This is a genomic window from Lachnobacterium bovis DSM 14045 (assembly GCF_900107245.1).
Lineage (GTDB): Bacteria > Bacillota > Clostridia > Lachnospirales > Lachnospiraceae > Roseburia > Roseburia bovis.
The window spans coordinates 23,800-37,430 of record NZ_FNPG01000025.1 but is presented as its reverse complement, the minus strand read 5'-3'; the positions used below and the strand labels follow the sequence as shown (position 1 = coordinate 37,430).

The window sequence follows — 13,631 nt, the reverse complement described above, 5'->3', positions numbered from 1 at the left end:
TTAAGCTTATTAATTTACATTTAATCTTTTATTCTAATTGTAATTTAATTTTTGTTAAATTCATCATTAAAACATTGCATTAAAATAAAATAACATGATAGTTGTATTTTTGCAATGTAGTTTATAAAATTTTTCCCTTTTGTATTACTTTTTTTAGATTAAATTTATTATCTGTCAAAACAATATTTCCAAATTTGCCCACTTCAATTGAACCGAATTCATCATCGATTCCAATTGATTTTGCAGGATTAATTGTTGCCGCTTTTATTGCTTTTGGTGCAGGAACATTCATCTCAACAATAGCTCTTCTCATACATTCAAATAGATTCGTAACACTTCCTGCTAAAACACTCGGATCTCTTGTTAATGTAGCTTTTGCATTATTAACGGTAACGCGTTGTGCACCTAATTCATATTCTCCATCCGGCAAACCACATGCCATCATACTATCAGAAATCAAAATTATTTTATCTTCATCAAACATATCAAATGTAAATCTAACTACAGCCGGGTGAATATGTAAACCATCTGCTATCATCTCAATTTCTGCATTTTCTTCATATGCTGCAATTATTGGTCCTGGATTTCTATGATGTATTCCCGGCATAGCATTATAAATATGTGTTAAATGTGCTGCTCCATTTTCAAAAGCTTTTTTAGCTATATCATAATCTGTGCAAGTATGCGCAATAGAAATTTTAACTTCTTTACCAAATTGTTTTATAAATTCCATCGCATTATTTACTTCTGGTGCAAGATCTACAATTTTAAATTTACCTTTTGCCCTATCTTGCAATCTTTTAAACATATTAATATCAGGCTCTTTTATAAATTTAGGATTTTGAGCACCTATCTTTTCGGGGCTAATAAACGGCCCCTCCATATTTATTCCAACCAAATCAGCTTTTCCTGTTAAATTTTCATATGAATTTGCCGTATCTATAATTCTATTTAACCTTTCTTCGTCAAACGTCATAGTTGCTGGAGCAATCGCAAGAACTCCATTTTTTGCCTCATATTCTCCAATTACATTTAAACCTTCTAAATCAGCGTCTCCAAAATCATGGTTCATTGCTCCGTGAAAATGTACATCACATAATCCTGGAATTGCCATAAAATCAGCTTCTTTATCACTTTTATTTTCTGTTATACTTATTATTTTTTTATTATCAATTTGTATGTCTACTTTTTTAAATCCCTCTTCTGGTAAAAAAGCATTAACATTCTCTATTAACATAAAACTTTGCCTCCAACTTATAAATCAATTTCACTTAATGCTTCTTCATCTCCAACTAACGTAAAATCAGGATGCATTTGGAGAATTGATGCTGGAACTTCTGGTGTAACAGGTCCAAAAAAAGCCTGTTTTACAATGTTTGCCTTACCTTTTCCATTTACTACCATAAGCACTTTTCTAGCCTGCATTATAGACTTAATTCCCATAGTATATGCCTGCTTTGGAACATCTTCCTTACTTAAAAAAAATCGTTTATTGGCTTCAATTGTGCTTTCTGTTAAATCAACGCAGTGAGTAGCAAGTTCAAATGCTGCACCGGGTTCGTTAAATCCAATATGGCCATCGTTTCCTATCCCAAGCAATTGTAAATCAATACCACCTGCATTATGAATAATATTTTCGTATTCTTCACATGCTTCCTTTTCATCAGGATTAGAACCATTTGGTACATTTATGTTTTCTTCTTTTATATTTATTTTATCAAAAAAATTCGTGTGCATAAAATACCAATAGCTTTGATTATGCTCTTTATCAAGCCCTCTATACTCATCTAAATTTATAGTTGTTACCTCTGAAAAATCAATATCACCTTTGTTAAACCAATCAATCAGCTGTTCATATATTCCTATTGGTGTTGAACCTGTTGCTAATCCTAGAACCGCATTTGGCTTCATTATCACCTGAGCCGAAATAATATTTGCTGCCTTTCTTGACATATCCTTATAATCTTTTGCCTTTATTATCTTCATTTGCAAATCTCCTTTCGCTTTGATTACAAATTTCATGGAATTCAAATTGTTAGTTGTTATTTAAAAAAAATAGATTAAATAGTAAATAAAAGATAAAACGACCAAATCCATGCGACGAATTTGTGTTTTTTTGATAAAATGACGAAACGTTATTCAATATTAGAATATACTCTTTTCGCATTATATTCAAGTTTTATTTGTAAATATTGTAATTATTTTATGTTTGTAATACTTTATTTTTTTATTGTGAAAAATAATTGTATTTGTGCGTTATGTAGTTTTTTTTAGCATTTTATTCGAAACAATTATAAATCATGCACAAACATTAATAGAAAAATTTATAAAAATTTAATATTGAATATAAATACCATAGTGATAGTATAAAATTGTATATAGTAATTAATAAAATTTAATATACTAATAAGTACTATTAAAACTAAAGGGGGTAGTTTTAACTATGATTTCATTTTTTGTGGCACTTTTAGGATTGATTATTGGATACTTTATCTATGGTTCATTCGTTGATAGAGTCTTCAAACCTGATGATCGAAAAACACCTTGTGTTGAGCATCCAGACGGAGTCGACTTCGTTCCTATGAAGCCTTGGCGAGCATTTTTAATTCAGCTCCTTAACATTGCCGGACTTGGACCAATCTTTGGAGCACTTTCAGGAGCTATTTGGGGTCCAAGCGTATATCTTTGGATTGTTCTTGGAACTATTTTTGCTGGTGGTGTTCATGATTATTTGACTGGTATGTTATCAATGCGAAATGATGGCGCTAGTGTTTCTGAATTAACCGGTAAATATTTAGGACCTGTTATGAAAAACATCATGCGTGTATTTTCAGTTATCTTGTTAGTAATGGTCGGTGTTGTATTTATGGTTGGACCTGCTGGTTTGATTTCTACAATGATAACTGGTGGTAAAAAAACATCAACTGCTACTACACTTACAGCTATATTTACATTAATAATTTTATTTTATTATTTACTTGCAACTTTAATGCCAATCGACAAAGTAATTGGTAAAATTTATCCAATCTTTGGTATATGTTTAATAGTAATGGCTTTAGGAATCGGTGGCGCTACTATTATTAGACATATAAATGGCTCTCATCCTATGATTGAATTATGGGAAGGCTTTAAAAATATGCATCCAAAGGGGGGTGCACAACCAATTTGGCCTTTAATGTTTATTACAGTAGCCTGTGGTGCAATTTCTGGTTTCCACGCTACACAATCACCTATGATGGCTAGATGCCTAACTTCAGAACGTCAAGGACGTCACGTATTCTATGGTGCAATGGTTTCTGAAGGAATTATCGCTCTTATTTGGGCTTCAGCAGGTATCGCTTTTTATAACGTTGCAGGTAAACCTTTCTCAACAGCTGGTTTATTAGCTGCTGGTGGTGGAAACTCAACAACAGTTTATAAAATGTCAGTTGAATTACTTGGACCTGTAGGTAGCGTTTTAGCATTACTCGGCGTTGTTGCTTGTCCTATTACATCGGGTGACACTGCATTTAGAAGTGCACGATTAACATTAGCTGATTGGTTTAAGATTGATCAGTCTAACATCAAATCACGTTTACCACTTGCTATTCCACTTCTTGGTGTTGGATATTTAATTTCTTTCTTAGACTATAACATCGTTTGGAGATACTTCTCATGGTCTAACCAGACATTAGCTATGATAGCTCTTTGGACAGGTGCAACATACTTAACAAGAAAAGTATCTGCTAAATGTGGATGGATTGCTACAATTCCAGCAACATTCATGTCAGCAGTTTCAATTACATACTTCTGTTTTGCTCCTGAATGTTTGAATTTAGGATCTAAAACAAATGGTACAACAATTTCATATGCAATAGGTATTTTAGGTGCAGCTATCTTCTTCGGAATTTACTTATTCAAAGTATTTCTTCCAGAAGTACATAGTAAACACAATCATCACTCAAGCCATATTGCACATCAACATTAAGTGATTTAATCACTAATTGATTGCACTACAAAGGAGCCATGGAAAACAAATATGTTTTCCATGGCTCCTAACTTTTAGCACAACTGCTTTATTTTTTAATTTATTCTAACGTATCTGGAACTGCACCATATTTTCCTGCAAGATAATTCTTTGAAAAGCTTTCATCTTTTCTGATTCCAATTCCGTATTCATCAACAATATCTGCCAATGAGAACATTGAAGAAGAACCGTTTTTATCTTTTTCTACAAACCAAATTTCATCACGTCTTAGAATATCATTTGACAATTGACAAACGTCATTAGTTGTAAAAATAAATTGTGCTTGCTTTGCATTAAAAGATTTATCTGTTAAACATTTTATAAAACTTCTAACTAAAAATGTATGCAAGCCACTATCTATTTCATCAATAAATAGTACTCCACCTGTTGATAAAACCTTATGGATTTTTGGGAATAGTGAAAATACCTTTCTTACACCCCTAGATTCCATTTCCATTGGTATCTCGATTGAACCATTGCTTCCTGACTTCTGGTGAGTAAATAATACTTTTTTTTCTAAATTCTTATCTACTCTAAGTCCTGTAATTGTCTTATCAAAAGTTCTAAAGGTTTCTAGCATCTTACCTAAAAATTCTTTATCATCGATAAATTCTTTTGACAAATCTTTTGACGAAAACTCTGTTCCAATGTCTTCTGACGCGAATTCATTTTTTTGGAAGAAATCATATATTCCTTCTAAACTAGATATTTTCAAAATCTTAGCTGCTGTTGCAATTAACATATCATCTGTAATAATATTCTGAATCATCTCGTGATCTGCGTGCGATAATACGCTTCTGTATAATTCATTTCCTTTTCTTGAAAAAACAATTCTGTAATTCTTAGTTGTTCTAGCTTTTACATTAAGCCATTCTGCTACAATTTTATTTTTTAAAATTGCAAATCCATAATTAAATACTCTCGCTCTAGAATCATCATCTAACATAAAATAAACTTCAAAAACTGTTTCTCTTTCTTTGTAATATGAATCAAACAGAAATGGTTTCTGTGTAAAAGTATTTCCTTTTTCTAAAAGGAACTTCCCACCTACCATATCTGTCATAAACTTATATGCTTCGAAAACTGTGCTCTTTCCGCTAGCATTTGGTCCAAATAAAACTGATATAGGTAAAAGTTTCTCACTTCCATTAATAATAAGTGTATTTGAAAATTCTGTCATCTTAGTAGCCGACAAATCAATAGCCGCTTCTTGCTTAAACGACTTATAATTTTTTATACAAAATTCAACTAACATGGACTACTTCCTCCTATAAAATTATACTTTTGACATCACATTATATAATACGTTCAAAAAAAATCTCATTCTTATAATATATTATATAATATTACGAGTATAAGTACAATTTAAACCCGAATTTTTTTCAGAAATACTTTTTTTATTACTGTTCTTCGTTTTGCTCATTTAGCAGTCTTGTTAGCTTATGTGTAAGACTTCGTAATTGTTTATAACCTGATGTAATTGACATTACACTTTCTGACAGATTATGAATATTTGTCGACATCTCTTCCATTGCAGAAGAGGTTGTCTCAACATTGTTTCTTATGTTATTAACATCTTCTTGTGTTTTAAGCAGTACATTCTGTAAATCTTTAGCTTCAACTTTTACATTTTGTGAATCGAGTTCAACCTGCTGAGTATTATTTGAAATAATCTTGAAAGCATCATCTACATCTTTAGACTGATTCACACATTTTGAAACTAAACCCTCATTATTTTCAATCTGATTTTTTGTATCATCTGTTTTATCTTTAATCATATTTAATATATTATGAATTTCATTGGTAAATTTTGCTGAACTTTCCGAAAGTTCTCTTACTTCATTTGCAACTACAGCAAAACCTTTGCCTTGCTCCCCAGCTCTTGCAGCTTCTATTGATGCATTAAGTGCTAACAAACTAGTCTGTTTTGTTATATTATCGAGTGTTCCTAATATGGTTCCTATTTGATTATTTTCATTTGCTAAATCCGTAATACTCTCTAAAAGTAGCTTCATCCCGTCATCTAATTCATACATATTTTCTGTTAATGTTGCAACTTTTTTATTTCCTTCATGAATTAATTTCGAACTTTCTGCAGAAGCATCCTGCATTGTAAGACTCGAATCATAGACTTTATTTATTTTAGTTACACCATCTTCAACCATTCTCTTTATGCTTTCTGCTGCTTCAACCTCTTCTATTGCACCTTTGGCAACGTCATTTGACGTATTTTCCATATGACTTGCAATGTTTTCTGCTTCATCAATACTCGAATTTATAACTTCACTAACTTCATTTAACTTAGCTACAGATTTCGCTATCGATTCTATTAATCTTTCAGCTTTTTCTTCAACATCTCTGCTCTCATTTAATGTTTCATTTAATTTTTTAAATTGTTTTTGAGTCATACTACACATTCCGGCAAATACCATAAGCGCACTAAGTATATATACGATACACATTGCTAGCGCATCATTTGTCCATGTTGATGCAAGTTCTTTTTGATACTGAAAATAAAAAAATGACATAAAAATTACACTCGCTGCACATTGTGCAACGATTACTTTTATGTCTTCATATATAACAATCATAAATACAGCCAAAAAAAACATTAAATAATTTGTTGTTGTTGGAAATGCAAACATGCACAATATTGATAAACCTGTTAGAAGTATGACCATAAAAAACATAGATATGTTTGGCGAACAGATTCTTGCAATAACTTGTACAATTCCAAATAATATCAATCCTACAAAAACTAATGCAATAACTATTTTTAAATCTACAAAAAATGAATTTACAATACCTCTTAATATTATACTTATCAATAGAACAATACTTAAATATTTTGTCTTTTTCTTAATCAAATCATTATATTCCATATAAAATCCTCCAAATATACAACATCACATATTATATATCGGAGGTAAATTTTTAATTAGTATTTTTATTGTTTTATTTAATAAAAACTTCATAGATTTTGCTTTATATATACACTATTTCAGTTTTATGATGGCATCTCTCAAAACGATTATTTTTCCTCCCTTTTCTCCATCTCGAATTTCAAATTTGCCTTCAACTATAATCTCCTGATTATCTTTAAACTTATCATCTTTAAATCTTTCATCCATTATGAATTCAACCCCTTGAACGCAGCAACCTCCCTGACATGTAATGACACAATAATTATGACTTTTTCCCTGACTGTCAACACCAGAATAATAATTTCCCTTTAAAACAACGGTCTTATTCATATAATCATTTGGTGTCATTTCCATTTGATAGACAGATGCATATTCCATATCCTTTCCCATTTTGCTGTAATCAATTATTGAATCATTTTTGGGAGCTTTATTTTCTTTGTTTTTTTTTATATCTTTTTTGATGCCAGCCTTTATAAGCTTTTCTGTCTGATATTTTGACGTGATATTTTTTTTACCTTTTTTTGATAATGAATTTCCTGATACCGTACCTTTAAAAATTGTATTGTATATTATAATTGCAATTATCAAAATAACAGCACAAATAATTACACCTAGTTCAACTTTATTGTATTTATAATTTTTATCCATATTTATTTCCTCACTATTTATGTAAAACCGCTACTAAAATGCTACAAACAACAAATATTCCTAAATATACCATTACTATTGTTGATCCCACCGGAGTGTTAAAAAGTATCGACGTAAAAATTCCAACTATAGTCCCTAATACTGAAATAATAGCAGATGCAATTGTTACAGCTTTAAAACTTTTAAATAATCTCATAGCTGATAACGCTGGAAAAATCAATAATGCGCTAATCAACAAGCTTCCTACAAGATTCATTGCCAATACTATTATAACTGCTGTAATTACTGCTATTACGCAATTATATAATTCTGTATTGCTTCCTGTTGCCTTCATGAAGTTTTCATCAAATGTCACTGCAAAAATTCTGTTATAAAACACCATAAAAAAGATGACAACTACAACTGATGTTACAATACAAATTATTACATCACTTGGCAAAAGCGATAAAATCGATGTGGAACCAAACAAAGTAGTACACACATCACCTGCTATATTTGCTCCTGCTGAAAAAACATTTAGAATAAAATACCCAAAAGCCATTGCACTTACTGACAACATTGCAATTGCTGCATCACCCTTTATTTTTACATTTTGTCCACCTTTTAATAAAAATATTGCTGCAACAATAGTTATAGGCATAATCAGAATCGTTTGATTTGCAACTTTTAAAACTGTAGCAATTGCAAGAGCTCCAAATGCAACATGTGAAAGTCCGTCACCTATAAAAGAAAACCTTTTTAAAACCAATGTAACACCAAGCAAAGAAGAACACAACGCAATTAATACACCAACTATTAAAGCATTTTTTACAAATGGATATTCCATATATATTTGTATTTTTTGAATCATTTCTAGCATTGTACTACTCCTTTACTGATTACATCTATCCACATTTCATCTGTCATATTACTTTTTTTCTCTGTAAAATACGTTTTTTCTCTACTTAAAAATAAAACATGACTTGCATATTCTACGACCGACATATCATGCGAAACCATTATAACTGTTATACCTTTTTTATTTATCTGCTTTAAGAGTTTATAAAACTCCTTTGTTACAATTGGATCCAGGCCCGTAACAGGTTCATCTAACAGAATTACTTTTGTTGTTGCACACAAAGCTCTTGCCAATAAGACTCTTTGTTGCTGCCCTCCAGATAGATTCCTGTAGGATTTTTTTCTCAAATTCCAAATTCCTAATTCCTCTAATTTGGATTTAGCTAATTCTTTTTGTTGCTTTGAATAAAATAAATTCCATTTTTCCTTTTTTAGAGTACCTGTCAAAACAACTTCCCAGACTGTAGCTGGAAATTCCTGTTGAATTCTTGTCTGTTGTGGCAGATACCCTATTTCATATTGCTTAAGTCCATCATCGAATACAATTTTTCCATCAATAGGTGATTGTAATCCTAGTAAAGTTTTAATTAATGTACTTTTACCAACACCATTTTCCCCTAATATACATAAATAATCCCCTTTATTTATTTTGATATTTAATCCCGAAATAATACTTTTACCATCATAACCTAATGATAAATCATTGCACTCAATATATGACATAAATCCTCCTAAAAACTAAAGTGCTTGTTTAAGTACTTCTAAATTCTTTTCCATTACACTTATGTAATCTAATCCATTGTCTAAATCCTTTTGTGTAATAGATTGTAATGAATTCATTACTAAAATCTTCTGATTTTTCTTATGTGTATTTTTCTTAATTGTGTTCGCAATTTTCTTATCTGAATTTTCAATTACAAAAATAACATCTGTATCTAGATCATCAACTTTTTTTGCTAAAAAAGAGATTGTTTTAAAACTTGCTTCTGATTCTGCACTACATCCAACAAATGCAGCATAGTACTTGATATCATAATCATTTACCATATATCTAAATGGGAATCTATCCCCAAATACGACTGCTTTTTTATCACTTGATTCTACAGTTTTTTTGTATTTAGCATCAAGATCATCTAATCTTTTTACATATGAGTCACCGTTTTTCTTATATGTTTCTTTATTAGCCGGATCTATCTTTTCTAATTCTTTTTCTATTTTTAAAGAAATAGTTTTAGCATTTCTTAATGATAACCAAACATGTTCATCAATTTCTACTTCTTCTTCATCTTTGTTGTCTTTACTATCTTCCTTTTCATCTTCCTTCTCAGGTTCCATTCCTTCTACAACTTCTTCCTCTTTTGCAGCCTTTCCGATAGCTTTAACCATATTGATGGATTTTATTTTTTTATTTTTAGCTGTTTTTAAAACGTCGTCAACCCACTCATCTGATTCTCCACCAACATAAATAAACATATCTGCTGTTGAAATATTTGCAATATCTTTTGCTGATGGTTGATAGCTATGTAAATCAACGCCCTGTTTTATCAACAATTCTACATCAAAGTTGTCCTTTTTTTTACCAATTATATTGTTGACCCAGTCATACTGTGGATAAGTTGTACAAACTATTTTGATTTTACCATTTTTTCCACTTGCCTTATCTTGCGCACCAAAAGAACATCCTGCAAAGCTCGAAACAACTAATGCAAGAACTAATATCATTTTAACAAAATAATTTTTTTTCATATTCTATTTTACCTCTCTCTTTACCCTGAATAATTTGAATTATATGTATTTTCAAGACTTTACTTGTAACAGACTTTAACCAGGAAGAATTTAATCTAATAATTCGACTTTTAAAGAAATTAATGTTGTATGATTGTCTAGTTGCTGACAGATTTCCTGTACGACAAAAAATGCCATTTGAGCAATTATAATCAAAATAGCAGGAGCCGGTAATAATCTAATCCCCGCAATAAAATTTAATGACTGTACTATTTCTGCACAAATTGGACAGCCTTCTTTGTTGGTGCACTGGTGGTGTGCATTCTCTACAACAAAAAATACAGATGTAAATAAAGCTACAACTAAAAAAATACACATAATAGCCGAAGCCACTCTTTTTGTTATCTTCTGCATGATGCACACCTCCAATGCTATAATCTTTACAAAATAATTATCTGCAATCTTTACATAGTCCGCATAAAGATGAATCTTTGCAAATAAGTGAAAACTGATAGTTGTCTTCTATCATTTGAACTATCTTTGACATAATCTCATCATCAACATGTACTAGCTTGCCACACTTTTTACACTGGATATGTAAATGTTCATCGCAATGCTTATGTCCGTCTGCCCTTCGATACGAATACGAATCACTGTTAGTTGCTTTAAAGCGCACGAGTTCGCCTTCTTCAACTAATTTGTCAATGTTCCTATAAACTGTAGTCAGATTCACTTTTATATCATGCTTATCTAAATACTCTGAAACATCAACAGCCATAAAGCAACGTCCCTCAAGTTCACTTAAAAATTCATTTAATGCCTGACTTGTTTTTGTTCTATATTTCTTTTGCATTTCTAACCTCTTCTTTTTGCAAATCGCTTGCAATTTTAAATTATAGCATCAACTGTTTTTTTTGTCAACATTAATTACATGTGCCTAACTCAAGTTTTTTCCTTAGTTTTCTTTTAGTTATCAATGCATTAGTAGTCTCTTTTACCTTTTCATAAAACTCTACCGCTGAATTAATTTCATCTACTGTTGGGTGTTCTTTTTGAAGTCCTCCGAATAATTTTAATGGTCCAAAATCATCAAATCCTGGGCAACCAAACTCACCCACTATATCACAATACAAATCTTTCACTATCTTTTTAATTTCTTTTGTATATGTTTTTTTATCTGCTGAACCATATGTATATACGAAAAACACCTTAGAATATTCTGGCAAATTTATTTTTGCAAATGTCAAAATCTGTTTTGCAAACTTTCCAAAATATATGCCTGATGCAATTCCAATTCTATCATATTTGCATAAATTCACTTCATGCTTTTCTGTTATATCAATTAATTGAATATCTGGATTTGTTTCTACGATTGCATCTAATAGTTTTTTGGTATTACCATGATGTTTAGAATAATAAATAATAGCTGTTTTCATATGCATCCCCCCTACAAATAAAACATTAAAATATATATCTATCCCTCTACTATATTTTACCACTTATCGTGCTCTATTGATATAATAAATTTTACTTTTAAAAAGCCTCGTAAACTATATTAATATTCCAAACATAGTCTACAAGGCCTAAAAATAAACTATTTAATTTAATCTATTTAATTTAATCTATTTGATTTATCTAAATATATCTATTTCTATAGTCTATTATAAATAAAAATCAAGAAATTATAACTGTGGACCAGCTGAAACTAATGCTTTACCAGCTTCATTGCTTTCGTATTTTGCAAAGTTCTTATTAAATCTTGCTGCTAAATCCTTTGCTTTTTTCTCCCATTCTGTTGGATCTGCATATGTATCTCTTGGATCTAAGATATTTGTATCTACACCTTTTAATTCTGTTGGAACTTCAAAATTGAAGTATGGGATTTTCTTTGTAGGTGCATCTAAAATATCACCATTTAAGATTGCATCGATAATTCCACGTGTATCTTTGATTGAGATACGTTTTCCTGTACCATTCCATCCTGTATTAACAAGATAAGCTTTTGCACCACTCTTCTCCATTTTCTTAACAAGCTCTTTTGCATATTTTGTTGGATGAAGCTCTAAGAAAGCCTGTCCGAAACATGCTGAGAATGTTGGTGTTGGTTCTGTAATTCCACGCTCTGTACCAGCTAATTTAGCTGTAAATCCTGATAAGAAGTAGTACTGTGTCTGTTCTGGTGTAAGGATTGAAACTGGTGGTAATACACCAAATGCATCAGCTGATAAGAAAATTACATTCTTAGCTGCTGGAGCTGATGAAATTGGGCGAACGATGTTCTTAATATGCTGAATTGGATAAGAAACACGAGTGTTTTCTGTAACTGATTTATCAGCAAAATCAATCTTACCATTTTCATCAAGTGTTACGTTTTCTAATAATGCATTACGTTTGATTGCATTGTAAATATCTGGTTCAGATTCTTTATCAAGGTTGATAACTTTAGCGTAGCAACCACCTTCGAAGTTAAATACACCATTGTCATCCCAACCGTGCTCATCATCACCGATAAGAAGTCTCTTTGGATCTGTTGAAAGTGTTGTTTTACCTGTTCCTGAAAGACCGAAGAAAATAGCTGTATTCTCACCATTTAAATCAGTATTTGCAGAACAGTGCATTGCTGCAATACCCTTTAATGGTAAGAAGTAGTTCATCATTGAGAACATACCTTTTTTCATTTCTCCACCGTACCATGTATTGATGATAACCTGCTCACGGCTTGTAATATTAAATACAACAGCTGTTTCTGAATTAAGTCCTAACTCTTTATAGTTTTCAACTTTTGCTTTAGAAGCATTATATACTACGAAATCTGGCTCAAAATTTTCAAGTTCTTCTTCTGTAGGCTGAATAAACATATTTGTTACAAAGTGTGCCTGCCAAGCAACTTCTACGATAAAACGAATTGCCATACGTGTATCTTTGTTAGCACCACAGAATGCATCAACTACATAAAGTTTTTTATTTGAAAGTTCTTTTACAGCGATATCTTTTACAGCATCCCATGTTTCTTTAGAAGCTGGATGGTTATCGTTTGGATATTCTTCAGAATTCCACCATACTGTATCTTTAGAATTTTCATCTACAACAATAAACTTATCTTTAGGTGAACGACCTGTGTAGATACCTGTCATAACATCGACTGCACCTAATTCACTTACGCGGCCCTTTTCATAACCTTCAAGATCAGCTTTAGTCTCTTCATTGAATAGCTCCTCATATGAAGGATTATAAACAACTTCTGTTGTTCCAGTAATTCCATACTTACTTAAATCAAATTTTCCCATTTTACTTTTTACCTCTTTTCTTTATGTAGGCATCTACATCTCAATTTGTTGCCCATAAAATTTCGGACCATTCACAATTAAAAAGTATCTCTAGCCCTAAAATACTCTAGTAGTAATTTTACCATTTTTTTTTGCATTTGTGGGAAAAATTTTTTAAAAAAACGCATATTTTTTAAAGTTTTTCTTCCTATTATAATTGTTGCT

13 protein-coding genes are annotated in these 13,631 nt (G+C 31.1%); 1 reads left to right on the top strand and 12 read right to left on the bottom strand.

Going from position 1 to position 13,631, the window contains the following annotated elements; all coding sequences use genetic code 11:
• Positions 1-121: 121 nt before the first annotated feature.
• Positions 122-1,237, bottom strand: coding sequence for an N-acetylglucosamine-6-phosphate deacetylase (gene nagA / locus BLV79_RS09900; RefSeq protein ID WP_074718587.1), 1,116 nt, complete (start codon positions 1,235-1,237; stop codon positions 122-124).
• A gap of 17 nt (positions 1,238-1,254) precedes the next feature.
• Complete coding sequence (gene nagB, locus BLV79_RS09895) at positions 1,255-1,986, bottom strand: glucosamine-6-phosphate deaminase (protein ID WP_074718585.1); 732 nt, start codon at positions 1,984-1,986, stop codon at positions 1,255-1,257.
• Positions 1,987-2,443: 457 nt separating this feature from the next.
• On the opposite strand from nagB, the gene BLV79_RS09890 reads away from it, so the two are divergent.
• Positions 2,444-3,967: a carbon starvation CstA family protein gene (locus tag BLV79_RS09890; RefSeq protein WP_074718583.1), complete on the top strand. Its 1,524-nt coding sequence runs from the start codon at positions 2,444-2,446 to the stop codon at positions 3,965-3,967.
• A 100-nt stretch (positions 3,968-4,067) separates the two neighbouring features.
• On the opposite strand, the gene BLV79_RS09885 is transcribed toward BLV79_RS09890, so the two are convergent.
• The 10 genes from BLV79_RS09885 to pckA all read right to left on the bottom strand — a co-directional run bounded on the left by BLV79_RS09885 (position 4,068) and on the right by pckA (position 13,427).
• A complete protein-coding gene (locus tag BLV79_RS09885) occupies positions 4,068-5,261 on the bottom strand; it encodes an AAA family ATPase (protein ID WP_074718581.1) in 1,194 nt (397 codons plus the stop codon).
• A gap of 145 nt (positions 5,262-5,406) precedes the next feature.
• Positions 5,407-6,888, bottom strand: a complete 1,482-nt coding sequence (locus BLV79_RS09880) for a methyl-accepting chemotaxis protein (protein ID WP_074718579.1) — start codon at positions 6,886-6,888, stop codon at positions 5,407-5,409.
• Between the two features lie 114 nt (positions 6,889-7,002).
• Entirely contained in the window at positions 7,003-7,578 is a 576-nt protein-coding gene (locus tag BLV79_RS09875; RefSeq protein ID WP_074718577.1) for a hypothetical protein, read from the bottom strand.
• 13 nt (positions 7,579-7,591) lie between these two features.
• The gene (locus BLV79_RS09870) at positions 7,592-8,437 is read right to left on the bottom strand and encodes a metal ABC transporter permease (protein ID WP_173335886.1); all 846 of its coding nucleotides are present in this window, start codon (positions 8,435-8,437) and stop codon (positions 7,592-7,594) included.
• Positions 8,431-9,138, bottom strand: coding sequence for a metal ABC transporter ATP-binding protein (locus BLV79_RS09865; protein ID WP_074718575.1), 708 nt, complete (start codon positions 9,136-9,138; stop codon positions 8,431-8,433). Before BLV79_RS09865 ends, BLV79_RS09870 begins: the two co-directional genes overlap by 7 nt.
• Positions 9,139-9,153: 15 nt before the next feature.
• Entirely contained in the window at positions 9,154-10,161 is a 1,008-nt protein-coding gene (locus BLV79_RS09860; protein ID WP_074718573.1) for a metal ABC transporter substrate-binding protein, read from the bottom strand.
• A 90-nt stretch (positions 10,162-10,251) separates the two neighbouring features.
• On the bottom strand, positions 10,252-10,554 hold the full coding sequence (locus BLV79_RS09855) for a hypothetical protein (RefSeq protein WP_074718571.1): 303 nt from the start codon (positions 10,552-10,554) through the stop codon (positions 10,252-10,254).
• Between the two features lie 37 nt (positions 10,555-10,591).
• A complete protein-coding gene (locus BLV79_RS09850; protein WP_074718569.1) occupies positions 10,592-10,993 on the bottom strand; it encodes a Fur family transcriptional regulator in 402 nt (133 codons plus the stop codon).
• Positions 10,994-11,063: 70 nt separating this feature from the next.
• A complete protein-coding gene (locus BLV79_RS09845; RefSeq protein WP_074718567.1) occupies positions 11,064-11,576 on the bottom strand; it encodes a flavodoxin domain-containing protein in 513 nt (170 codons plus the stop codon).
• Positions 11,577-11,822: 246 nt separating this feature from the next.
• Positions 11,823-13,427, bottom strand: a complete 1,605-nt coding sequence (gene pckA / locus BLV79_RS09840; protein WP_074718565.1) for a phosphoenolpyruvate carboxykinase (ATP) — start codon at positions 13,425-13,427, stop codon at positions 11,823-11,825.
• Positions 13,428-13,631: the final 204 nt, after the last annotated feature.

Bases quoted from the DNA above. Each gene is read 5' to 3' on its own strand.
- BLV79_RS09855 (WP_074718571.1), bottom strand. From the start codon at position 10,554: ATGCAGAAGATAACAAAAAGAGTGGCTTCGGCTATTATGTGTATTTTT.
- BLV79_RS09870 (WP_173335886.1), bottom strand. From the start codon at position 8,437: ATGCTAGAAATGATTCAAAAAATACAAATATATATGGAATATCCATTT.
- nagB (WP_074718585.1), bottom strand. From the start codon at position 1,986: ATGAAGATAATAAAGGCAAAAGATTATAAGGATATGTCAAGAAAGGCA.
- BLV79_RS09875 (WP_074718577.1), bottom strand. From the start codon at position 7,578: ATGGATAAAAATTATAAATACAATAAAGTTGAACTAGGTGTAATTATT.
- BLV79_RS09880 (WP_074718579.1), bottom strand. From the start codon at position 6,888: ATGGAATATAATGATTTGATTAAGAAAAAGACAAAATATTTAAGTATT.
- BLV79_RS09850 (WP_074718569.1), bottom strand. From the start codon at position 10,993: ATGCAAAAGAAATATAGAACAAAAACAAGTCAGGCATTAAATGAATTT.
- BLV79_RS09890 (WP_074718583.1), top strand. From the start codon at position 2,444: ATGATTTCATTTTTTGTGGCACTTTTAGGATTGATTATTGGATACTTT.
- BLV79_RS09885 (WP_074718581.1), bottom strand. From the start codon at position 5,261: ATGTTAGTTGAATTTTGTATAAAAAATTATAAGTCGTTTAAGCAAGAA.
- pckA (WP_074718565.1), bottom strand. From the start codon at position 13,427: ATGGGAAAATTTGATTTAAGTAAGTATGGAATTACTGGAACAACAGAA.
- BLV79_RS09860 (WP_074718573.1), bottom strand. From the start codon at position 10,161: ATGAAAAAAAATTATTTTGTTAAAATGATATTAGTTCTTGCATTAGTT.
- BLV79_RS09845 (WP_074718567.1), bottom strand. From the start codon at position 11,576: ATGAAAACAGCTATTATTTATTATTCTAAACATCATGGTAATACCAAA.
- BLV79_RS09865 (WP_074718575.1), bottom strand. From the start codon at position 9,138: ATGTCATATATTGAGTGCAATGATTTATCATTAGGTTATGATGGTAAA.
- nagA (WP_074718587.1), bottom strand. From the start codon at position 1,237: ATGTTAATAGAGAATGTTAATGCTTTTTTACCAGAAGAGGGATTTAAA.